This is a genomic window from Micromonospora sp. WMMC241, from assembly GCF_027460165.1.
Taxonomy (GTDB): Bacteria; Actinomycetota; Actinomycetes; order Mycobacteriales; family Micromonosporaceae; genus Micromonospora; species Micromonospora humi.
In genome coordinates this window covers 1,283,704-1,304,568 of the sequence record NZ_JAPZBF010000001.1, presented here as the reverse complement: position 1 = coordinate 1,304,568, position 20,865 = coordinate 1,283,704, and the positions used below count along the sequence as shown (strand labels likewise).

The 20,865-nt window shown below is 73.7% G+C and carries 21 protein-coding genes; 11 read left to right on the top strand and 10 right to left on the bottom strand.

The genetic code is table 11. The annotated features are described in order from the left end of the window. Nucleotides 1-81: 81 nt before the first annotated feature. From O7598_RS06300 to ppdK, 5 genes are all read right to left on the bottom strand, one after another. Entirely contained in the window at nucleotides 82-1,716 is a 1,635-nt protein-coding gene (locus O7598_RS06300) for a BCCT family transporter (RefSeq protein ID WP_269690417.1), read from the bottom strand. A gap of 59 nt (nucleotides 1,717-1,775) precedes the next feature. After that, nucleotides 1,776-2,609, bottom strand: a complete 834-nt coding sequence (locus tag O7598_RS06295) for a siderophore-interacting protein (protein ID WP_269690416.1) — start codon at nucleotides 2,607-2,609, stop codon at nucleotides 1,776-1,778. A gap of 48 nt (nucleotides 2,610-2,657) precedes the next feature. After that, entirely contained in the window at nucleotides 2,658-3,890 is a 1,233-nt protein-coding gene (locus O7598_RS06290; protein WP_269690415.1) for a deoxyguanosinetriphosphate triphosphohydrolase, read from the bottom strand. Next, nucleotides 3,880-4,227, bottom strand: a complete 348-nt coding sequence (locus O7598_RS06285) for a VOC family protein (RefSeq protein WP_269690414.1) — start codon at nucleotides 4,225-4,227, stop codon at nucleotides 3,880-3,882. Before O7598_RS06285 ends, O7598_RS06290 begins: the two co-directional genes overlap by 11 nt. A 112-nt stretch (nucleotides 4,228-4,339) precedes the next feature. Beyond that, nucleotides 4,340-7,051 carry a pyruvate, phosphate dikinase gene (gene ppdK / locus O7598_RS06280; RefSeq protein ID WP_269690413.1) on the bottom strand — a complete coding sequence of 904 codons (2,712 nt, stop codon included), beginning with the start codon at nucleotides 7,049-7,051 and terminating at the stop codon, nucleotides 4,340-4,342. Between the two features lie 401 nt (nucleotides 7,052-7,452). On the opposite strand from ppdK, the gene O7598_RS06275 reads away from it, so the two are divergent. Next, nucleotides 7,453-9,210 carry a family 20 glycosylhydrolase gene (locus O7598_RS06275; RefSeq protein WP_269694768.1) on the top strand — a complete coding sequence of 586 codons (1,758 nt, stop codon included), beginning with the start codon at nucleotides 7,453-7,455 and terminating at the stop codon, nucleotides 9,208-9,210. A gap of 4 nt (nucleotides 9,211-9,214) precedes the next feature. Here O7598_RS06275 and O7598_RS06270 read toward each other — a convergent pair whose 3' ends face one another. Continuing rightward, nucleotides 9,215-10,024, bottom strand: coding sequence for a helix-turn-helix domain-containing protein (locus tag O7598_RS06270; protein ID WP_269690412.1), 810 nt, complete (start codon nucleotides 10,022-10,024; stop codon nucleotides 9,215-9,217). Between the two features lie 242 nt (nucleotides 10,025-10,266). On the opposite strand from O7598_RS06270, the gene O7598_RS06265 reads away from it, so the two are divergent. Both O7598_RS06265 and O7598_RS06260 read left to right on the top strand, forming a co-directional pair. Continuing rightward, complete coding sequence (locus O7598_RS06265) at nucleotides 10,267-10,638, top strand: nuclear transport factor 2 family protein (RefSeq protein WP_269690411.1); 372 nt, start codon at nucleotides 10,267-10,269, stop codon at nucleotides 10,636-10,638. A gap of 545 nt (nucleotides 10,639-11,183) precedes the next feature. After that, complete coding sequence (locus O7598_RS06260) at nucleotides 11,184-11,831, top strand: C39 family peptidase (RefSeq protein WP_269690410.1); 648 nt, start codon at nucleotides 11,184-11,186, stop codon at nucleotides 11,829-11,831. A 55-nt stretch (nucleotides 11,832-11,886) separates the two neighbouring features. Here the strand turns inward: O7598_RS06260 and dusB are convergent, their stop codons facing one another. Further along, on the bottom strand, nucleotides 11,887-13,035 hold the full coding sequence (gene dusB, locus O7598_RS06255) for a tRNA dihydrouridine synthase DusB (RefSeq protein WP_269690409.1): 1,149 nt from the start codon (nucleotides 13,033-13,035) through the stop codon (nucleotides 11,887-11,889). 128 nt (nucleotides 13,036-13,163) lie between these two features. Here dusB and O7598_RS06250 point away from each other — a divergent pair, with 128 nt between their 5' ends. After that, nucleotides 13,164-14,060 carry a hypothetical protein gene (locus O7598_RS06250; protein ID WP_269690408.1) on the top strand — a complete coding sequence of 299 codons (897 nt, stop codon included), beginning with the start codon at nucleotides 13,164-13,166 and terminating at the stop codon, nucleotides 14,058-14,060. A gap of 52 nt (nucleotides 14,061-14,112) precedes the next feature. On the opposite strand, the gene O7598_RS06245 is transcribed toward O7598_RS06250, so the two are convergent. The 3 genes from O7598_RS06245 to O7598_RS06235 form a co-directional block, all read right to left on the bottom strand. Continuing rightward, nucleotides 14,113-15,492 (bottom strand): glycine--tRNA ligase, encoded by a 1,380-nt coding sequence (locus O7598_RS06245; protein ID WP_269690407.1) that lies wholly within the window; start codon nucleotides 15,490-15,492, stop codon nucleotides 14,113-14,115. A 113-nt stretch (nucleotides 15,493-15,605) separates the two neighbouring features. Next, complete coding sequence (locus tag O7598_RS06240) at nucleotides 15,606-16,151, bottom strand: Rv0361 family membrane protein (RefSeq protein WP_269690406.1); 546 nt, start codon at nucleotides 16,149-16,151, stop codon at nucleotides 15,606-15,608. Nucleotides 16,152-16,176: 25 nt separating this feature from the next. Beyond that, on the bottom strand, nucleotides 16,177-16,518 hold the full coding sequence (locus tag O7598_RS06235; protein WP_269690405.1) for an antibiotic biosynthesis monooxygenase family protein: 342 nt from the start codon (nucleotides 16,516-16,518) through the stop codon (nucleotides 16,177-16,179). A 27-nt stretch (nucleotides 16,519-16,545) separates the two neighbouring features. On the opposite strand from O7598_RS06235, the gene O7598_RS06230 reads away from it, so the two are divergent. The 7 genes from O7598_RS06230 to O7598_RS06200 all read left to right on the top strand — a co-directional run bounded on the left by O7598_RS06230 (nucleotide 16,546) and on the right by O7598_RS06200 (nucleotide 20,857). Next, nucleotides 16,546-16,809 (top strand): DUF6703 family protein, encoded by a 264-nt coding sequence (locus O7598_RS06230; protein WP_091071275.1) that lies wholly within the window; start codon nucleotides 16,546-16,548, stop codon nucleotides 16,807-16,809. 82 nt (nucleotides 16,810-16,891) lie between these two features. Next, entirely contained in the window at nucleotides 16,892-17,836 is a 945-nt protein-coding gene (locus O7598_RS06225; RefSeq protein WP_269690404.1) for a metal ABC transporter substrate-binding protein, read from the top strand. Then, a complete protein-coding gene (locus O7598_RS06220; protein WP_269690403.1) occupies nucleotides 17,833-18,597 on the top strand; it encodes a metal ABC transporter ATP-binding protein in 765 nt (254 codons plus the stop codon). The genes O7598_RS06225 and O7598_RS06220 overlap by 4 nt, the downstream gene beginning before the upstream one ends. A gap of 1 nt (nucleotide 18,598) precedes the next feature. Further along, nucleotides 18,599-19,477, top strand: coding sequence for a metal ABC transporter permease (locus O7598_RS06215; RefSeq protein ID WP_091071283.1), 879 nt, complete (start codon nucleotides 18,599-18,601; stop codon nucleotides 19,475-19,477). Between the two features lie 34 nt (nucleotides 19,478-19,511). Then, the gene (locus O7598_RS06210) at nucleotides 19,512-19,814 is read left to right on the top strand and encodes an ArsR/SmtB family transcription factor (protein ID WP_091071285.1); all 303 of its coding nucleotides are present in this window, start codon (nucleotides 19,512-19,514) and stop codon (nucleotides 19,812-19,814) included. After that, nucleotides 19,811-20,206: a Fur family transcriptional regulator gene (locus tag O7598_RS06205; RefSeq protein WP_269690402.1), complete on the top strand. Its 396-nt coding sequence runs from the start codon at nucleotides 19,811-19,813 to the stop codon at nucleotides 20,204-20,206. Before O7598_RS06210 ends, O7598_RS06205 begins: the two co-directional genes overlap by 4 nt. A gap of 45 nt (nucleotides 20,207-20,251) precedes the next feature. Next, nucleotides 20,252-20,857: a hypothetical protein gene (locus O7598_RS06200; protein WP_269690401.1), complete on the top strand. Its 606-nt coding sequence runs from the start codon at nucleotides 20,252-20,254 to the stop codon at nucleotides 20,855-20,857. The last annotated feature ends 8 nt before the right edge of the window (nucleotides 20,858-20,865 follow it).

Below are 20,865 nucleotides of genomic sequence, written 5' to 3'. Positions count from 1 at the left end.
CCGGCGCGACGGCATCCAGGGATTCGGTCGCAGTCATGCCCCGGAATGTAGCACCTCTACTACATTCCGAGGTACACCCGCTCAGCGCCGGGGGCGGTGCAGCCAGCGGGTGACCGGAGGCGGCTCCTCCTCCTCGTACGACCGGGCCGCGCGCACCGCGGCGGCCAGGCCGGAGCGGCGCGGCCGGGCTCCCGTGCGCAGGATCGGGTCGGCGGCCATCTCCCGGACCAGGGAGACCGCCAGGCCCAGCATCACCACCACGAACGGCAACGCGACCAGGATGGTGGCCTGCTGCAACGCGTCCAGACCGCCGGCGAGCAGCAGCGCCGCCGCGACCGCGCCGATGAGCACACCCCAGAGCACCACCACGCCCCGGTGCGGCCGCAACGCGCCCCGGGAACTCAACGAACCGAGCACCAGCGACGCGGAGTCGGCGCTGGTGACGAAGTAGAGCGCGATCAGCACCATGGCGAGCACGCTGGTCACCGTGCCCAACGGCAGCGCGTCCAGCAGCCCGAACAGAGCCTGCTCCGAGCCGGCGCCCACGTCGGCCACCAGGTCCCGGGTGCCGGTGGACTGGGTGCGCAGCGCGGTGCCGCCCATCACCGCGAACCACACCGCGCTCGCGCCGCTGGGCACCAGCAGCACCCCGACCAGGAACTGCCGGACCGTACGCCCCCGCGAGATGCGGGCGATGAACGTGCCCACGAACGGCGCCCAGGAGATCCACCACGCCCAGTAGAAGATCGTCCACGAACCCAGCCAGCCCGGGTCGGAGAACGCCCCGGTCCGGGTGGACATACGCACCAGGCCGCTGAGGTAGTCACCGACCGCGGCCGGCAGCACCTCAAGCGTGTAGACCGTGGGGCCGACCACGAACACGAACAGCATCAGCGCCACGGCGATCAGCACGTTGGTGGTGGACAACCACTTCACCCCGCGGTGCAGGCCGGAGAAGGCCGACACCACGAACGCCAGGGTGAGCGCGCCGATGATCACCAACTCCACGCCCCGGCTGTCCCGCACGCCGCTCACCAGATCCAGCCCGGCCGCCACCTGGAGCGCGCCGAGGCCGAGACTGGTCGCCGAGCCGAACACCGTGGCGAAGACCGCCAGCAGGTCGATCGCACGACCGATCGGACCGTCCGTCCGCGCGCCCAGCAGCGGCGCGAACGCCGACGAGATCCGGTTGCCCCGCCCCTTGCGGAACGTCGAGTAGGCAAGCGCCAACGCCGCGATCGCGTAGATGCCCCACGGATGCAGCGTCCAGTGGAACAGCGTGTACTGCATGGCCGCCGCGGCGGCGGCGCCGGTCTGCGGTTCGACGCCCGAGGACGGCGGCGGGGCCGCGTAGTGCTGGATCGGCTCGGCGACGGCGAAGAAGACCAGGCCGATGCCCATGCCGGCGCTGAACATCATGGCGATCCAGGCCAGCCCGTCGAACTCCGGCTCGTCGTCGTCGGCGCCCAGCCGGATCCGGCCGAACCGGGAGGCGGCGAGCACCACCGCCAGCACCAGGAAGGCGTCGGCCGCGACCACGAAGAACCAACCGAACGTGTTGATCGTCCAGTCCAGCCCGGCCGCGCCGAACGACGCCAGCGAGCCGCGCGCGAACACGCCCCAGGCCACCACCGCCAACACGCCGGCCACGCCGAGCCCGAGCACCACCCGGTCCGCCGGCTGCGTCGCGGGTCGCTCCCCCACCTCTTCCGCCATGGCCTCATCCTCAGCGGAGCGGGCGCCACGGCGGGGCGGAACGCCCCGAGAAACCCCGGTCAGGCCGGGACGCCGGCCTCCTCGGCCTCGACCTCGGCGTTCCAGGCCCGCTTGGTGGAACGCCAGCCCTCGTCGTCCAGGCCGCGCCGCCAGTAGCCGGAGATGGACAGGTCGCCCGCCGGCACGCCACGCTCCACCCGCAGCAGGCGACGCAGCTCCTTGACCGCACCGGCCTCACCGTGCACGAACGCGTGCACCCGGCCGGGCGGGAACTCCAGCGCCCGGACCGCCTCGACCAGCGCCTCACCGGCCGGGCGTCCGGCCCGGTGCAGCCAGCGCAGCTCGACCGCCCCGGCACCGGCCAGCGGCAGCTCGTCGGCGGGGCCCGCCACCTCGACGAAGACCCGGGCCGGCGCGCCGGAAGGCAGCCGTTCCAGCGCGGCGGCGATCGCCGGCAACGCGCTCTCGTCGCCGGCCAGCAGGTGCCAGTCGGCGGTCGGGTCCGGCGCGTACGCGCCGCCCGGCCCGGAGAACAGCACCCGGTCGCCGGGGCGCAACGCCGCCGCCCACGGACCGGCCAGCCCTTCGTCGCCGTGGTGGACCACGTCGACGGTCAGCTCACCCGCCGCCGCGTCCCAGGCCCGCACCGTGTACGCCCGCAACCGCGGCCACTGCTCGGCGGGGAACTCGCGCTTGATGGTGGCCAGGTCGGTCGGGTGGGGATAGGTCACCCCGGCCGGCGGGAAGACGATCTTCACGTAGTGGTCGGTGTAGGCGCCCACCGGCAGGCCGGTCAGCTCCGCGCCGCCCAGCACGAGCCGGATCAGGTGCGGGGTGGGCCGCTCGGTCCGGACGACCGTGGCGGCGGTGAGCTTCTTCGGGCGTTCCGTCATGCGGCTTAGGCTACCCTCAGTTGCCGGCCGTACCCGCCGGGCGGGCGGTCAGCTCGGCGACACCAGCCGGGCGTGCCAGGCCAGCGCGGCCGGGTCGGTGAGCGAGGCCACCTGGTCGATCACCACGCGCAGCCGCGCGGCGTCGTCCGCCGCGTCCCGCCAGAGCGGCGCGAAGACCTCGTCGAGCGCGTCCGGGGCGCGGTCGAGCAGCGCGGCGACCAGCTCGGCGAGGAGTTCCCGCTGCCGGTCGTACCGGCCACTGGCACCGGGGCGGCGCATCACGTAGCGCAGGGCGATGCCCTTGAGCAGCGCGCACTGCGCCCGGATCCGGCGCGGCACCACCAGGTCGGCGGCGTAGCGGCGGTGCGGGCCGGCGCCGTGGCGCGCCTCGGTGGCGGCCACCACCGTCGACACGAACCGGCCGGTGAGCACGCTCGTGGTGGCCTTCAACGCGGCCAGCGACCGGTGGCTGCCGTCGTACGCGGCGAGCGGGGCGAGCACCGGGTCGGCGAGCAGTTCGCCCAGCACCTCGCCCAGGTCCTCCGGCGCCTCGCCGGAGTAGGCGGACGCCACGTCGGCGCAGAGCGCCCGCCGCTCGTCGTCGACGGCCAGCAGCGGGCGCAGGTCGACGTACCCGCCGTGGATGCCGTCCTCGACGTCGTGCACCGAGTAGGCCACGTCGTCGGCCCAGTCCATCACCTGGGCCTCCAGGCAGCGCCGGTCGCCGGGCGGTGCGCCGGCGCGCAGCCAGTCGAAGACCGGCCGGTCGTCGGCGTACACCCCGAACTTGCGCTCGCCGGGCCGGCGCGGCCACGGATACTTGCCGATCGCGTCGAGTGCGGCCCGGGTCAGGTTCAGCCCGGCGGACCGCCCGTCCGGGGTGAGCACCTTCGCCTCCAGCCGGGTCAGCACCCGCAGCGTCTGCGCGTTGCCCTCGAAGCCGCCGGCGGCGGCGGCCAGCTCGTCCAGGGCGTACTCGCCGTTGTGGCCGAACGGCGGGTGGCCCAGGTCGTGGGCGAGCCCGGCGGTGTCCACCACGTCGGGGTCGCACCCGAGCCGCGCGCCCATCTCGCGGGCGATCTGCGCCACCTCCAGCGAATGGGTCAGCCGGGTACGCAGGAAGTCGTCGGTGCCGGCGGCGTGCACCTGGGTCTTCGCGGCGAGCCGGCGGAACGCCGCCGAGTGCAGCACCCGGGCCCGGTCGCGTTCGAACGGCGACCGGCCGTACCCGGTGTCCTTGGGCGCCTCGGCGACCAGCCGCGCCGCGTCGTCAGCGTGCACGGAGGACGCAGAACTCGTTGCCCTCGGGGTCGGCCAGCACGGTCCACTCCACGTCTCCCTGCCCGATGTCGACGTGCCGCGCGCCCATGTCGACGAGCCGTTCCACCTCGGCCTCCTGGTCCGTCGGGCGGAGGTCGACGTGCAGCCGGTTCTTGCCCGGCTTCGGCCCGGAGACCGGGACGAAGACCAGGCCCGGGAGCGTGTCGGGGGTCCGGCGGATCTCCACCTCGTCGGGCTTGTCGGTGATCACCTGGTAGCCCAGCGCCTCGGCCCACCAGCGGGCGAGCCGGGACGGGTCCCGGGCGTCGACAACCAGGTTCTCCCAGACGGCGGTCATGCGGCCATCCCTCCCGATCAACACGTGGCGGAAGCTCAGGTTACGCCGGGGTGACCCGAACGGCGCGCCAGGCGGGCCGCCGGTGGTCACCGGCGGCCCGTCCGGGGAGCGCTCAGCGGGAGTCGGAGCCGGTCGTGCTGATCGCCGCGCGCCCGGCCTCCAGCCGGGCCACCGGCACCCGGAACGGCGAGCAGGAGACGTAGTCCAGTCCGACCTCGTGGAAGAAGTGCACCGAGTCCGGGTCGCCGCCGTGCTCGCCGCAGACGCCGAGCTTCAGCCCGGGTCGGGCCGCCCGGCCCTCCTCGGCGGCGATCCGGACCAACCGGCCGACGCCGTCGGCGTCGATCGACTCGAACGGCGAGATGCCGAAGATGCCCAGCTCCAGGTAGCGCCAGAAGAACGCGCCCTCGACGTCGTCACGGGAGAAGCCCCAGCCCATCTGGGTCAGGTCGTTGGTGCCGAAGGAGAAGAACTCGGCCGCCTCGGCGATCTGCCCGGCGGTCAGCGCCGCCCGGGGCACCTCGATCATCGTGCCGATCAGCACGTCGACGCCGCTGTCCCCGACCACCTCGGCGATGATCTTCTCGGCCTCGGCGCGTACCGTCTCCAGCTCCTGCACGGCGCCGACCAGCGGCACCATGATCTCCGGGCAGGCCGCCCCGCCGTCGCGGGCGACCGCGACGGCGGCCTCGGCGATGGCGCGGACCTGCATGGCGAACAGGCCCGGGATGACCAGGCCGAGCCGGACCCCGCGCAGGCCGAGCATCGGGTTCTCCTCGTGCATCCGGCGCACGGCGGAGAGCAGCGCCTCCTCCTTGGCCACGTCCTCGCCGCGCTCCTGGGCGACCGCGACGTTGACCGCGAGCTGCTCCAGCGGGGGCAGGAACTCGTGCAGCGGCGGGTCGATCAGCCGGACGGTGACCGGCAGCCCGTCCATCTCCCGGAAGATCTCCACGAAGTCGGCCCGCTGCAACGGCAGCAGCGCGGCGAGCGCCTCGTCCCGCTCCCGCCCGCCTCCGGCGAGGATGAGCCGTTCGACAAGCTCCCGGCGGTCGCCGAGGAACATGTGCTCGGTGCGGCACAGGCCGATGCCCTCGGCGCCGAAGCGCCGGGCCCGCGCCGCGTCCGCGCCGGTGTCGGCGTTCGTCCGCACGCGCAGCCGCCGCGCCGCGTCGGCGTGCGTCATGATCCGGTGTACGGCCCGGACCAGCGGGTCGTCGGTGGTCTCCGGGTCGAGTTCGCCCTCGAAGTACTGCACCACCTCGGACGGCGTGACCGGCACCTCGCCGAGGTAGACCCTGCCGGTGGTGCCGTCGATCGAGACCACGTCGCCCTCGCCGACGGTGTGCCCGCCGACGGTGAACTTCTTCGCCGGGACGTTCACCTCCAGCTCGTCGGCGCCGGAGACGCAGGTCTTGCCCATGCCGCGGGCCACCACGGCGGCGTGGCTGGTCTTGCCGCCGCGCGAGGTGAGGATGCCCTTGGCGGCGATCATGCCGTTGAGGTCGTCCGGGTTGGTCTCCCGGCGGACCAGGATCACCGACTCGCCCTCGGCGGCCAGTTCGACGGCGCGGGCCGAGGTGAAGACCACCTTGCCGGACGCCGCGCCGGGCGACGCGCCGATGCCCCTGGCCACCGGCTGGAAGTCGTGGTCGAGTTGGAAGCGCGGGAACATCAGCTGGGCGAGCTGCGCGCCGTTGACCCGGTGCAGCGCCTCGTCCAGGTCGATCAGGCCCTCGTCGACGAGCTGGCCGGCGATGACGAACGCGGCGGCGGCGGTGCGCTTGCCGACCCGGGTCTGCAGCATCCAGAGTTTGCCGCGCTCGATGGTGAACTCGATGTCGCAGAGGTCCTTGTAGTGCTCCTCCAGCCGGGCCATGATGCCGAGCAGCTGGTCGTAGGAGGTCTTGTCGAGCTGCTCCAGCTCCTGCAACGGCACGGTGTTGCGGATGCCGGCCACCACGTCCTCGCCCTGGGCGTTGGCCAGGTAGTCGCCGTAGATGCCCTGCGCGCCGCTGCCCGGGTCGCGGGTGAACGCGACGCCGGTGCCGGAGTCGGGCCCGAGGTTGCCGAAGACCATGGTGACCACGTTGACGGCGGTGCCCAGGTCGGCCGGGATGCGCTCCTGCCGGCGGTAGAGGATGGCCCGCTCCGCGTTCCACGAGTCGAAGACCGCGCGGATGGCCAGGTCGAGCTGCTCCCGCGGCTCCTGCGGGAACTCGCGCCCGGTGTGCTTGGCGAAGATCTTCTTGTACGCGTCGACCAGCGCACGCAGGTCGTCGGCGTCCAGGTCGAGGTCGTTCTGCGTGCCCTTGGCGTGCTTGGCCTCGTCGAGCGCGTGCTCGAACTCCTCGCCGGGCACCTCGCAGACGGTCTTGCCGAACATCTGGATGAGCCGGCGGTAGGAGTCCCAGGCGAACCGATCGTTCCCACCCGCCTGGGTGCTCAGGCCGATGACGCTGCGGTCGTTGAGGCCGACGTTGAGGACCGTCTCCATCATGCCGGGCATGGAGAACTTGGCGCCGGAGCGTACCGAGACCAGCAGCGGGTCGTCCGGGTCACCGAGCCGGCGGCCCATCTCGCGTTCCAGGGACTCCAGGTGCGCCTCGATCTGCCCGGCGAGGCCGTCCGGCTCGCGCCCGGTCATGAGGTACGCCTTGCAGGCCTCGGTGGTGATGGTGAAGCCGGGCGGGACGGGCAGGCCGAGGTTGGTCATCTCGGCCAGGTTGGCCCCCTTGCCGCCGAGCAGGTCCTTGAGGTCCTTGTTGCCCTCGGCGAAGTCGTAGACGTACTTACCCTCGACCGTTTCCTCTTTCGCTGCCACCAGAGCCTCCCACGCGCGCCATTGACACTTAACGAAGGTTCAGTTCGGACATACCCCGGGAGCGACCACCGGTAATCCCGGCTCGTCAGCGATCGGTGGGCGAAGGTTAAGCGAACTTCGCGAGGCCTGGGACCGTTCGGTGACAATCGGCACAACAGTCACCACTGCCCGCGTCCGTACGGGTTTCTGGGAACGCTTCCACGCGCACGATCACGCAATTCCGATTCCCCTCGTACCCTTGACGGCACCGGATATCGCCGAACCTGACCTTTGCCATATCCCGCACGAATACACCCCTCGGAGCCGTCGCCGTGCCGACCAACCCCGCAGCCCCCGAGACCGGGCCGCAGCCGACCGAGACCCACCCCACCGTCCCGTCGCCCGCCGGCGACGCGCCCGACCTGTCACCCGGTGTCGGCGCCGACCTGCCCGCCACCCCGGCCGCGGCCGGCGAGCTGGCCCGCGTCGCCGCCGACCGGGCCGCCGGGCAGCTCGCCCCGCCCGCACCGGTCCGCCTCGGCGACGTGGTGCCGGCGCCCGAGCGGGTGCTCCCCGACCCGACGGGCGACTTCACGCTGCCGCCGGACGCCTTCATCCGGGTCGGCGTCGCCGGCCTCGACGTGGCCGAGCAGCTCGCCGGCTGGCTCCGCCCGGCCACCGGCTTCCCGCTCCCGGTGACCGACGCGGTCGACCCGGGGCCGGACGGCCCGCTGACGCTCACCCTCGCGGCGACCGACGCCACCGCGCCGTCGGGGAGCCCGCTCGCCCCGGGCGCGCCGGCCCCGCGCCCGCCGGCCGACCGCGCGGCCTCCGTCGGCACGGCCCGGGCCGACGCGGACGGCGACGACGCGGACGGCGCCGACGTGGCGCTCGGGGACGAGGGCTATCGGCTCGACGTCACCCCAGCCGGCGTCCGGATCACCGCCGCCACCCCGGCCGGGCTGTTCCACGGCGCGCAGACGTTGCGGCAGCTCCTGCCGGCGGCGATCGAGAGCGCCGCCCCGGTCACGGCGCGCTGGGCGGTGCCCGGCGGCACCGTCGTCGACCGGCCGCGCTTCGCCTACCGGGGCGCCATGCTCGACGTCGCCCGGCACTTCTTCGGCGTGGACGACGTGCTGCGGGTGGTCGACCACCTGGCCCGCTACAAGCTCAACCACCTGCATCTGCACCTCACCGACGACCAGGGCTGGCGGATCGCTGTCGACTCCTGGCCCCGGCTCGCCGAGGTCGGCGGGGCCACCGCGGTCGGCGGCGCGCCGGGCGGCCGGTACACCCGGGACGACTACCGCCGGATCGTCGCGTACGCCGCCCGTCGCCACGTGACAGTGGTGCCCGAGATCGACCTGCCCGGGCACACCAACGCGGCGCTGGTCGCCTACCCCGAGCTGGCGCCCGGCAAGACCGCGCCGCCGCCGTACACCGGCACCGAGGTCGGGTTCAGCTACGTCGACCCGGCCGACGAGCGGACGTACGCCTTCGTCGCCGACGTGTTCGGCGAGGTGGCCGCGCTGACCCCCGGCCCGTGGCTGCACCTCGGCGGCGACGAGGCGTTCAAGGTGCCGGCCGCGAGCTACCGCGCCTTCGTCGAACGGGCCCAGGCGCTGGTCGCGGCCACCGGCAAGACGGTCGTCGGCTGGCACCAGCTCGCCCCGGCCGGGCACGTCGACGGGCGCGTCCTGCAGTGGTGGGGCACGAACGGCGACGACCCCGAGACGGCCGACGCGGTACGCCGGGGCGCCCGGCTCATCCTCTCCCCCGGCAACCGCGCCTACCTGGACATGAAGTACGCCCCCGACACCCCGATCGGGCACGACTGGGCCGGCCTGGTCGACGTGCGCCGGGCGTACGACTGGGACCCCGGCGCGCACGTCGCCGGCGTACCCGAAGCCGCCGTGCTGGGTGTGGAGGCGCCGCTGTGGACCGAGACGGTGACCACCCCCGCCGAGATCGAGTTCATGATGTTCCCGCGCCTGCCCGCGATCGCCGAGCTGGGGTGGTCGCCCCGCGCCACGCACGACTGGGCCGGCTTCCGGGAGCGGCTCGCCGGCCACGGCCCGCGGTGGACCGCCGCCGGGATCGCCTTCCACCCCGCCCCCGAGATCCCCTGGCCGGCCCGGTTCCCGCGGCACGCCGAGGGGCGGGCGGAGGCCGCGGCGTGACCGGTCAGCTCCCGGCGCGTTCCCGGAGCACGGCGGCCGTGCGCTCGTCGGCAGGATAGAACGACTCGATGGACAGCTCAGCCACCGTGACGTCCAGCGGCGTGCCGAAGGTCGCGACGGTGCCGAGGAAGCACAGCTCCCCGCCCTCGTGCCGCAGCCGCAGCGGCACCACGATCCCGTCCGGGCCGGACGACCCCACGGCCCGGTCCGGGCCGTCGCCCGGATAGCCGCGCAGTTCCTCCTCCAGCGCCGCCAGCTCCACGTCGCCGGTCGACTCCACCTGCCGGGCCAGCCGGTCCAGGAGGTGCCCCCGCCACTCGGCGAGGTTGACGATGTGCGGGGCCAGCCCGTCCGGGTGCAGGCTGACCCGCAGCACGTTCACCCGGCCGGCCAGCAGGTCGGGCGCCACCCGCTCGGTGAGCACCGCCAGGCTGTCGTTGGCGTCCACCAGGTGCCACCCCCGGTCGATCACGGCCGCCGGGTAGGGCTCGTGGCCGACCAGCACCCGCCGGACCGCCGCCCGGACCGCGGCCAGCCGCGGCGCGGCCAGCGCGGTCTCCGGGTACGCCGGGGCGTACCCGGCGGCCAGCAGCAGCCGGTTGCGTTCGCGCAGCGGCAGGTCCAGCGGATCGGCCAGCCGCAGCACCATCTCCCGGCTGGGCCGGGAGCGCCCGGTCTCGACGAAGCTCAGGTGCCGGGTGGACACCTCCGCCCGGACGGACAGCTCCAGTTGGCTGAGCCGGCGCAGCTCCCGCCACCGCCGCAGGGCCTCCCCGGCGGAGGCGGCGCCGGCCGGGTGCGTCGCGGCGGTCACGGCAGCTCCGGCGACGCCGGGGCACGGTACGTGGACATCGGTTCCCCGTCTCTCGTGATGCTCGCGTGGTGGGTCCTCGGCACCACCCTGCCCGGTGCCGCGCCACCGTGTCGATTACCCCCCGGGTAACGCCGACGGCCACGCATCGCCGGGTCCGCGCCCTTACCTGCCGGGTAATCGACACGCCCGCACGGCCGGTGCCAGAGTTCCCGGCGTCACCGAACGACGAAGGGACGACACCGATGAACGCGTACTCCGACCGGGTCGACCGCTACCTCGCCGTGTGGAACGAGACGGACGCCGACGCCCGCGCGGCGGCCGTCGGCGCCCTCTTCACCCCCGACGCCACCTACGTCGACCCGCTGGCCGAGGTGCGCGGGCGTGAGCAGATCGCGGCTGCCATCGCCGGCGTCCAGCAGACCTTCCCGGGCCACGTGCTGCGCCCGCACGGCCCGGTCGACGGTCACCATGACGTGGTCCGGTTCGGCTGGGAGCTGGTGCCCGCCACGGGCGGCGACTCCGTCGCGGTCGGCTTCGACGTGGCGGTCCACGACACCGAGGGCCGGGTACGCGCGGTGCTCGGCTTCCTGGACAAGACCCCCGCCGCAACCTGACCACCACCCACCCCACCCCACCCACCTCGTTGATCATGAAGTTGGCGGCGACAAATCGGACCGCAACTGCCGTCGACTTCATGATCGACGGGCGCGGAACCGGACATCGGGGACGAGACGCGCGAGTCGGCGGCTGCGCCCGGATGCCGGCAGACCGCCCGGTCGGGGAGGTCGGTGACGGCAGGCCCCGTTCGGTGCGGCGGCCCGGCGTCGGACTACCGGGGGGTGCGTCGGATTCGCCGGGTGGTCGAGGGTGGCGCGGCGACTCGGACGCGAGGGATGTCCGGCGGGTCCGGGTCGGTCGGGCGGGCCGGGGCCGCCGGCCGGAATGCCTCCCCGGCCCCGGGCGTTGAACAAGGCTCACCCCCGGGAGCCCGCCGCGAAGCGCCGGCCCCGGAATGCCGGGCCCCGCCCGGTGGTTATACCCCCGAGCCGCCCCGAGCAGGTCGCCACCGCTGACCGCCGCGCGGCGCAGACCTCCCCCGCGGCGCCCCCCCCCCCCCCCCCCCCGTGCCGCACACCCCCGAACGCAGAGGAGTCGCATCATGCGTACCGATCTGATCCGCAAGACCGCGCTGACCGTCGCCGGGATCGCCGCCACCGCCGGTGGCATCGCCGGCCCCGCCATCGCCGCCCAGGCCACCCCGGCCGAGCGCGCCGCCCAGGTCGTCGTGGACCGCAAGGGCCACGGCGAGCGGGAGCTCGACGTGCGCTACGAGGCGCAGCCCAACTTCTACTTCTGCGGCCCCGCCGCGGCCCGCAACGCCCTGTCCGTGCAGGGCAAGAACATCGACGTGGACGCCATGGCCAAGGAGATGGGCACCACCGAGTCCGGCACCAACTCGATCAACGACATCACCCCGGTGCTGAACAAGGAGACCGGCAAGGACGTCTACCGGTCCACCGAGATCCCGGTGGACAAGGCCCGCGACAAGGCCGACAAGCTGCGCGCCGACGTGGTGCGCGCGGTGGACGACGGACGGGCCGTGGTGGCCAACATCGCCGGCACCGCGACCGACACCGACGGCAACACCCACTCCTTCGAGGGTGGCCACTACATCAGCGTGGTGGGCTACCGCGACGGTGGGAAGGTCGTGACGATCGCCGACTCGGCGAACCCGGACATGGCCTCCTACCGGATGGACGTGGACGCCCTGGCGCACTGGATCGCCAGCCGCGGCTACAGCTCCTGACCGAGTGCAGAAGGGCCCGACCCCCGCGGGGGTCGGGCCCTTCTGCGTACCCGGATCAGCCGCCCGAGTCGTCCAGCTCGGCGCCCTCCGGCGGAGTGTCGTCGTCGCGGCTGTCCAGCCAGCCGTCGGGCAGGGAGACCTTGCCCGGGGAGTTGGTGCGGCCACGCGGCTGGCCCAACGTCTCGACCGGGAACGGCACCTCCGGGTCGAGCTTGCCGAGCAGGTCGTCGAGCTGGGCCAGGCTGTCGATCATGGCGAGCGAACGACGCAGTTCGCTGCCGATCGGGAAACCCTTCAGATACCAGGCCACGTGCTTGCGGAAGTCGGTGCAGCCGTCCCGCTCGCCCCGGGCCGGGGTGCGGGCCCCGGCCACGAACTGCTCCACCAGCAACTCGGCGTGCCGCCGCATGGTCACCGCCACCTCGCCGAGGGTCGGCAGCCGCCGGTCGGTGCGGCCGTCGAACGCGGCCTCCAGGTCGGCGAAGAGCCACGGCCGGCCCAGGCAACCGCGCCCCACCACCACGCCGTCCACCCCGGTGTGGGCGACCATCCGCAGCGCGTCCTCGCCCTCCCAGATGTCGCCGTTGCCGAGCACCGGCACGTCGAGCGCCGCCTTGAGGGTGGCGATGGCGTCCCAGTCGGCGGTGCCCGAGTAACGCTGCGCCGCCGTACGCCCGTGCAGGGCGACCGCCGCGACGCCGGCGTCCTGGGCGGCGAGCCCGGCCTCGACGTACGTCAGGTGGTCGTCGTCGATGCCCTTGCGCATCTTGACCGTGACCGGCACCCCGGCGGGCGACGCGGCGTCCACCGCGGCCCTGACCAGCCGGGCGAAGAGCCGGCGCCGCCACGGCAGCGCGGAGCCGCCGCCCCGGCGGGTGACCTTGGGAACCGGGCAGCCGAAGTTGAGGTCGATGTGGTCGGCGAGATCCCGCTCGACCACGATCCGGACGGCGGCGGCGGTGATCTCCGGGTCGGTGCCGTAGAGCTGGAGGCTGCGGGGGTGCTCCTCGGCGCCGAACGCGATCATGCGCAGCGTCTTCGGGTTCCGCTCGACGAGCGCCCGGGTGGTGATCATCTCGCAGACGTAGATGCCGCCGCCCTGCTCACGGCAGAGTCGCCGGAAGCCGACGTTGGTGATGCCGGCCATCGGCGCGAGCACCACCGGCGGCCACACCTCGTACGGCCCGATCTTCAGCGCATCCACCGCCCAAGTGTAAGGAGGGGCCCCCTGTTAACGCCTTCTGCATAGGCGGGGCCCCCTGTTAACACGGCGCATATCACAGATCAGGTGAGGTGGCGGGGTGCTCCACAAGCGGGCGGTGTCCACCCCAGTTGCTCGCCGCCGGCTTCGACGACATGTTCCTCTACCGGCAGACCCGCCGCGGGCTGTGGCAACGCGTGCTGCCGGCCACGTACGCGCTGGTCACCGGCACGTTGACCGAGGAGCAGCGGCGGATCTCCGCCGCCCTGTACGCAGGCCCCGAGGCCCAGCTCACCGGGCTGGCCGCGCTGCGCTGGTACGGCTTCCGGTACGGGCCGCCGACCGACGACGTACACCTGGTCGTGCCGCACCGGGCCCGGCGGAGGTCGTCCGGCCACGCGGTGATCGCCCGCGCGCTGGCGGTCGACGACAAGGCCCGGCACACGGCGCTCTATCCGGTCTGCTCGCCCGCCCGCGCGGTGGTCGACGCGGCCCGCGACCTGCGGCAGCTGCGTCCGGTACGGGCGATCGTGGCCGAGTCGGTGCAGCGCGGGTTCACCGACCTCGCCGCGCTCGACGAGGAGATCCGGCGGGCGCGGCGGAGCCGGACGGCCCTGGTCCGCAAGGCGTTCGCCGAGGTCGTCGCCGGTGCCCGGTCCGCGCCCGAGGCCGAGCTGCGAGAGTGCCTGGCCGGCAGCCGGCTGCTGCCGGAGCTGCTCTGGAACCCGCGGCTGTGCGCCGGGGACGGGCGGCGGCTGCCCACGCCGGACGGCTACCTGGCGGACGCGGCGGTGGCGCTGGAGGTCGACTCGCAGGAGTTCCACTTCACCCCGGGCGACTGGGCGCGCACGCTCGACCGGCACAACGAGCTGAGCCGGTCGGGGGTGCTGATCCTGCACTTCACGCCGGCGCAGATCCGGCGGAGCCCGGCGCTGGTGCGGCGGACGGTCGAGGAGGCGTACGAATCACGGCGGGGCGTCGCCGCCACCCTCGACGTACGCGTCGAGCCACCGCCGGAGCAGGTGTGAGAAGGGGCCCCTTCTCGACCGGAGACGTTAAGAAGGGGCCCCGCCTTACACCTCAGCAGCCGGGGAGGCGCTCGATCAGGTAGCGCTCCACCTGGTCCAGGGCGACGCGCTCCTGGGCCATCGTGTCCCGGTTGCGGACCGTCACCGCGTCGTCGTCGAGCGTGTCGAAGTCGACGGTGACGCAGAACGGGGTGCCGATCTCGTCCTGCCGGCGGTAGCGGCGGCCGATCGCCTGCGAGTCGTCGAACTCGACCACCCAGCGCTTGCGCAGGTCGGCGGCGAGCTGCTTGGCCTTGGGCGAGAGCGCCTCGTTGCGGGACAGCGGCAGCACCGCCACCTTGACCGGGGCCAGCCGCGGGTCGAAGCGCATCACGGTGCGCTTGTCCACGCCGCCCTTGGTGTTCGGCGCCTCGTCCTCGTCGTACGCCTCCAGCAGGAACGCCAGCACCGCGCGGGTGAGGCCGGCGGCCGGCTCGATCACGTACGGCATCCAGCGCTCGCCCTTGGCCTGGTCGAAGTACGACAGGTCGACGCCGGAGTGCTTGCTGTGCGTGGACAGGTCGAAGTCGGTGCGGTTGGCGATGCCCTCCAGCTCGGCGAACTCGGTGCCGCCGAACTGGAACTTGTACTCGATGTCGACGGTGCGCTTCGAGTAGTGGGAGAGCTTCTCCTTGGGGTGCTCGTAGAAGCGCAGGTTCTCCTCGGACAGGCCCAGGTCGAGATACCAGTTCCAGCGCTCGGAGAGCCAGTATTCGTGCCACTGCTCGTCGGTGCCCGGCTCGACGAAGAACTCCATCTCCATCTGCTCGAACTCACGCGTACGGAAGATGAAGTTGCCCGGGGTGATCTCGTTGCGGAACGACTTGCCGGTCTGCGCGATGCCGAACGGCGGCTTCTTGCGGGCGACCGTCTCCACGTTCTTGTAGTTGACGAAGATGCCCTGGGCGGTCTCCGGGCGCAGGTAGTGCAGGCCCTCGTCGCTCTCCACCGGGCCCAGGTAGGTCTTCATCAGGCCGTTGAACATCTTCGGCTCGGTGAAGGTGCCCTTGTTGCCGCAGTTGGGGCAGTTCAGCTCCGTCAGCGAGGTCAGCGGCTTGCCGTGCTTGGCCTCGTACGCCTCTTCCAGGTGGTCGGCGCGGAACCGCTTGTGGCAGGACTGGCACTCGGTCAGCGGGTCGACGAACTCGGCGATGTGGCCGCTGGCCTCCCAGACCTTGCGGGCCAGGATGACCGCCGAGTCGAGGCCGACGACGTCGTCGCGCTGCTGGACCATGGTCTTCCACCACTGCCGGCGGACGTTCTCCTTCAGCTCGACGCCGAGCGGACCGTAGTCCCACGCCGACCGGGTGCCCCCGTAGATCTCGCTGGAGGGGAAGACGAAGCCCCGGCGCTTGGCGAGGCTGACGACGGCGTCGATACGGTCGGCTGGCATGTTTCCTCCTACGCCGGCTGGCGGTCGGCGCGGTTGAGATGGATGATTCCGGGCTGTTCGGGACAACGGTACGACCGCCTCGGCCCCGAGCCCAGCAGAATACCGGGGCCTGATCAGCTCACCCCGCAGACCTCCATGCCGCCCGTCTGCCGGTCGGGGGCCAGCGTCACGGTCTGCGCCTCCCGCCGGCCGCCGGCCAGCGTGACGTCCACCGGCACGGTCAGCGAGGCGGTGTCGACCTCACCGACCCGGTAGCCGGATATCTGCGGCTCGGTGGCGGCCCGCTGCGCGAACTCCGACCGGGACTCGCGCCGCCGGGCGTCGTCGCAGAGCCGGTCGTACGCCTTGGACCACTCCCGGGCGACCAGGGCCTGGTAGTAGTCGTCGGTGACCGCGCGGCCCTGCTCGCCGACCGCCTGCACGTTGCTCACGGCCAGGCCGACGATCGCCGCGCCGCCTCCGCCGCAGCAGAGCAGCACGGCCAGCGCTCCGACGCCGAGGGCGAGCCAGAGCCGGGACCGCCCGCCCTCGGTGGGCGGGGCGGCGAACGGCGGCGCGACGCCGGGACCGGCCGGCGGCGCGGGGACGCCCGGGTCCGCCGGCGGCGCGCCGGGCGGCACGGGTGGCGGGGGCGGTGCGGCCGGTCCGGGAGCGGTCATACGCGCCAGGGTAGTGCCCCGGGACTCAGCGGTACGGACCTGCGGCCCGATCGCTGGCGGCGACGACGATCTCGCCCTGCGGGGCGGCGGACGCGAGCGTCTCGTACGCCGACGGTTCGTCCACCGATCGGGCGAGCAGCGGTACGGCGGTGACCTTGACGTCGAAGCCGCCGAGCGCCCGCCGGTAGGCCCCGACCGACTCCCACTCGGTGAGCAGGCACCAGTGGGCCGGGTCGTCGAGCGCCCGCAGCAGCTCACCGCGCAGGTAGCCGGGGCGGGCGGCGAGCGCGGCGAGCGCGGCGAGCGCCTCCCGGGTGAACTCGTCCGCCGTTTCGGCGTCCACCACGAACCGGTTGGTGACCAGCACGGCGTTCCTCCTCGTAGAGTTTGTGGCATGCAGCGTACGCAGAGTCCCGTGCTGTCCCGGTTGGCCCGGCTCAACCCGACGACGGTGTTCCTCGCCGCGCTGGTGCTGGTGCTGGTCGGCCTCTTCGCGCCCGGTCCGGCCGGCGGCGTCCTGCTGCTGGTGCTGGCCGCCGGGCTGGTCTGGTTGATGTCGGTCACCTGGCCGGTGCAGGCCCCGGCGACCCGGGTGCTCCGGCTGCTGATGCTCACCCTGCTGATCGCGGTGGCGCTGGCCAAGTTGATGGTCGGTTGAGCCGCGCCGCGGACCTGACCTGCGCTGACATGCAAGCATGCGTTTTTGACAATAATTTTCGTTGTCGCGGACAGTTGGTTCCATGACCGTTCGTGCCACCCCCCGCGCCCTGGCCGCCGCGACCGCCGCCCTGCTCACCCTGGGCGGCGTCGCCGCCTGCTCGGACTCCGGCGGGGGCGCCGACCCGGACAAGGTCGACGTGGTGGCCGCGTTCTACCCGCTCCAGTTCCTCACCGAGCGGATCGGCGGCGACCGGGTGGCGGTGGACAACCTCACCAAGCCGGGCGCGGAGCCGCACGACCTGGAGCTGAACCCCCGCCAGGTCGGCCAGGTGGTCGACGCCGAGCTGATCGTCTACCTGACCGGCTTCCAGCCGGCCGTGGACGAGGCGGTCGAGCAGAACGGCGGCGACCGGGCGTTCGACGTGGCAGGCGTGGCGCCGCTGCGCGACGCCGCCGCCGGCGGTCACGAGCACGAGGGCGAGGCCGAGGCCGGCCACGAGGAGGAGAGCGGCGGCAAGGACCCGCACCTCTGGCTCGACCCGACCCGGCTGGCCGCCGTCGGCGACAAGCTCGCCGAGCGCCTCGGCACTGTCGATCCGGACCACGCCGCCGACTACACCGCCCGCGCCGGCGCGCTGCGCGCCGAACTGGCGAAGCTCGACACCGAGTACGCCGAGGGCCTGCGTACCTGCCAGCGCCGGGAGATCGTGACCAGCCACACCGCCTTCGGCTACCTGGCCGAGCACTACAGGCTGGAACAGATCGGCCTCACCGGGCTCACCCCGGAGTCCGAGCCGTCCCCGCAGCGCCTCGCCGAAGTGGCGAAGGAGGCCCGGGAGCACCGGGCCGGCACGATCTTCTTCGAGACGCTCGTCAGCCCGAAGGTCGCCGAGACGATCGCCCGGGAGGTCGGGGCGAGGACCGCGGTCCTGGACCCGATCGAGGGCCCGCCGGCCGAGGGCGACTACCTCACCGCGATGCGCGCCAACCTCCAGACCCTGCGAACCGCCCTGGACTGCTCATGACCTCACCGGTGCTCGAGATCGCGCACGCCACCGTCGGCTACGACGGCCGGCCGGTGCTGCGCGACGTCTCGCTGACCCTGACCGCCGGCGAGGTGGTCGCCGTGCTCGGCGCCAACGGCTCCGGCAAGTCGACGCTGGTCCGCGCCGCGCTCGGCCTGGTGCCGCTCGGCGCCGGGTCGGTCGCCCTCTTCGGCACGCCGCAGCGCCGCTTCCGGCAGTGGCACCGCATCGGGTACGTCCCGCAGCGGCTCGGCGCCGGCGGCGGGGTGCCCGCGACGGTGGCCGAGGTGGTGGCGTCCGGGCGGCTGGCCCGCCGGGGCGTGCTCCGGCCGGCCGGGCGGGCGGACCGGGAGGCGGTGGCGGCGGCGCTGCGCGCGGTCGGACTCGCCGACCGGGCCGGTGACCCGGTGGCCACCCTCTCCGGGGGCCAGCAGCAGCGTGCCCTGATCGCGCGGGCGCTGGCCGGCGGGCCGGAGCTGCTGGTGCTCGACGAGCCGACCGCCGGGGTGGACGCGGCCAGCCAGGAGGCGTTCGCCGGGGCGCTGCGCGCGTTCCGCGACGGCGGCGGCACGGTGCTGCTGGTCGCCCACGAGCTGGGGCCGCTGCGCCCGCTGATCAGCCGGGCCGTGGTGGTGCACCAGGGCGGGATCGCCCACGACGGCGCGGTGCCCGAACCGGCCGGCCACCACGCCGACCCGGACCACGAGCACGTGCACCCGCACTGCGACGAGGAGCCCGCCGGGCTCTGGAGGAGCATCTGAGATGGACCTCTTCCAGTACGACTTCATGCTCCGCGCCCTGGTCGGCGCGCTGGTCATCGGGCTGGCCGCGCCGGCGCTCGGCATCTACCTGGTGCAGCGCCGGCTGGCGCTGATCGGTGACGGCATCGGCCACGTGGCGCTCACCGGCGTCGGCGCCGGACTGCTGCTCAACCGTTCCCCGGTGCTGGTCGCGGTGCTCGCCGCCACGCTCGGCGCGGTGGTCATCGAGCTGGTCCGCGCGTACGGGCGCACCTCGGGGGACCTGGCGCTGGCGCTGCTCTTCTACGGCGGGATCGCCGGCGGCGTGATGCTTGTCGGGCTCTCCGACGCGAGCAGCGGGTCGCTCAACGCGTACCTCTTCGGATCCCTGACCACGACGTCGCCGGCCGACCTGGTCACCATCGGCGTGCTCGGCGCGGTGCTGCTGGTGACCATGCTGGTGCTGCGCCCGGCGCTGTTCGCGGTCTGCCACGACGAGGAGTACGCCCGGGTGTCCGGCCTGCCGGTGCGGGCGCTGAACCTGCTCATCGCGGTCGGCACCGCGGTGACCGTGACCATCGCCATGCGGGCGGTCGGGGTGCTGCTGATCAGCGCGCTGATGGTGGTGCCGGTGGCCACCGCCCAGCAGGTGACCCGGGGATTCCGGTCCACCATGACCGCGGCCATGGCGCTGGGCCTGTTCGCGGCCGGGGCCGGGGTCTGGGTGGCGGCGACCGCCGACACCGCGCCGGGCGCCTCGGTGGTGCTGGTGGCGATCGGCTCGTTCCTGGCGGTGGCGTTGCTGGCGGCCGGTGCGCGGGCGCTGCTGCGGCGGCGGGGCCGGTCGACGCCGGCCGCGCACCCGGTCGAGCCGGCCGAGCACGAGGTGCTGCTCGGATGAGGCCGGCGCAACCGGCAGTGGTTATCGTTGCGGGGTGACCGGCACCAACGGGTACGACGCCTTCGAGGGAGCGGGCGAGCTGCTGCGCGCCCTCTCCGCCCCGATCCGGCTCGCCATCGTGAGCGAGCTGGCCGAGGGCGAGCGCTGCGTGCACGAGCTGGTCGAGACGCTCGGCGCGCCACAGCCGCTGGTCTCCCAGCACCTGCGGGTGCTGCGCGGGGCCGGCGTGGTGCGCGGCTCGCGGCGCGGCCGGGAGATCGCGTACGCGCTGGTCGACGAGCATGTCGCGCACATCGTGGCGGACGCGGTCAGCCACGCCGGGGAGGGACCGTCATGACCACCGGCACCCCACGCACCACCCGGCAGCGCAGCGCGGTGAGCGCGCTGCTGGACGAGGTCGAGGGCTTCCACAGCGCCCAGGAACTGCACGCCATGCTGCGCCGCCGCGGCGACCGGATCGGGCTGACCACGGTCTACCGGACGTTGCAGGTGCTGGCCGACGCCGACGAGATCGACGTGATGCGCCCGCCGGGTGGCGAACACCTCTACCGGCGGTGCAGCGGCGGGCACCACCACCACCTGGTCTGCCGGGCCTGCGGCCGTACCGTCGAGGTGGCCGGGCCGGCGGTGGAGAAGTGGGCGGACCGGATCTCCGCCGAGCACGGCTTCACCGAGGTCAGCCACACCTTCGAGATCTTCGGCACCTGCCCGGCCTGCGCCGGGCGATAAATCCGACCGGTGCCGGCGCGGCTGAGCCGTGGCAGGCTGTCCGGCGTGAAGATCTACGCCGACCGTTTTCCGACCGCCCTCCGCCAGCTCCTGACCGATCTGCTCGTGGTCGTCTGGGTGTACGCGGCGATCCGCTTCGCGCTCTGGTTGCACGACCTGGTGGAGAAGCTCGCCGTACCCGGGCAGAAGCTGGAGGGCGCGGGCGGCGGCCTGGCCGACAACCTGGCCGACGCCGGCGGCAAGGTGGGCCGGGTGCCGCTGGTCGGCGACGAGCTGACCGCCCCCTTCACCCGGGCCGCCGACGCCGCCCGCGCGATGGCCGAGGCCGGCCGCGACCAGCAGGAGCTGGTCGGCCAGCTGGCCCTCGCGCTGGCCGTCGCGGCCCTGGTGTTCCCGCTCGGCCTGGTGCTGTTCGGCTGGCTGCCGCTGCGGGTGCGCTGGATGCGCCGGGCCGGCGCGGCGAAGGCGATGGCCGCCGTGCCGGCCGGCCGGGACCTGCTGGCGCTGCGCGCGCTGGCCGGTCAGCCGCTGTCGAAGCTCACCCGGATCGCGCCGGACGTGGCCGAGGCGTGGCGGCGCGGCGACGACGCCACCGTCGACGCGCTCGCCGCGCTGGAGCTGCGCGGACTGGGGCTGCGCACCGGCCGGTAGGGTGTGCC

Excerpts from the sequence above, each read along its gene's own strand:
- O7598_RS06300 (WP_269690417.1), bottom strand. The coding sequence starts at position 1,716 with ATGGCGGAAGAGGTGGGGGAGCGACCCGCGACGCAGCCGGCGGACCGG.
- O7598_RS06295 (WP_269690416.1), bottom strand. The coding sequence starts at position 2,609 with ATGACGGAACGCCCGAAGAAGCTCACCGCCGCCACGGTCGTCCGGACC.
- O7598_RS06285 (WP_269690414.1), bottom strand. The coding sequence starts at position 4,227 with ATGACCGCCGTCTGGGAGAACCTGGTTGTCGACGCCCGGGACCCGTCC.
- O7598_RS06265 (WP_269690411.1), top strand. The coding sequence starts at position 10,267 with ATGAACGCGTACTCCGACCGGGTCGACCGCTACCTCGCCGTGTGGAAC.
- O7598_RS06260 (WP_269690410.1), top strand. The coding sequence starts at position 11,184 with ATGCGTACCGATCTGATCCGCAAGACCGCGCTGACCGTCGCCGGGATC.
- O7598_RS06245 (WP_269690407.1), bottom strand. The coding sequence starts at position 15,492 with ATGCCAGCCGACCGTATCGACGCCGTCGTCAGCCTCGCCAAGCGCCGG.
- O7598_RS06240 (WP_269690406.1), bottom strand. The coding sequence starts at position 16,151 with ATGACCGCTCCCGGACCGGCCGCACCGCCCCCGCCACCCGTGCCGCCC.
- O7598_RS06230 (WP_091071275.1), top strand. The coding sequence starts at position 16,546 with ATGCAGCGTACGCAGAGTCCCGTGCTGTCCCGGTTGGCCCGGCTCAAC.
- O7598_RS06225 (WP_269690404.1), top strand. The coding sequence starts at position 16,892 with ATGACCGTTCGTGCCACCCCCCGCGCCCTGGCCGCCGCGACCGCCGCC.
- O7598_RS06220 (WP_269690403.1), top strand. The coding sequence starts at position 17,833 with ATGACCTCACCGGTGCTCGAGATCGCGCACGCCACCGTCGGCTACGAC.
- O7598_RS06215 (WP_091071283.1), top strand. The coding sequence starts at position 18,599 with ATGGACCTCTTCCAGTACGACTTCATGCTCCGCGCCCTGGTCGGCGCG.
- O7598_RS06205 (WP_269690402.1), top strand. The coding sequence starts at position 19,811 with ATGACCACCGGCACCCCACGCACCACCCGGCAGCGCAGCGCGGTGAGC.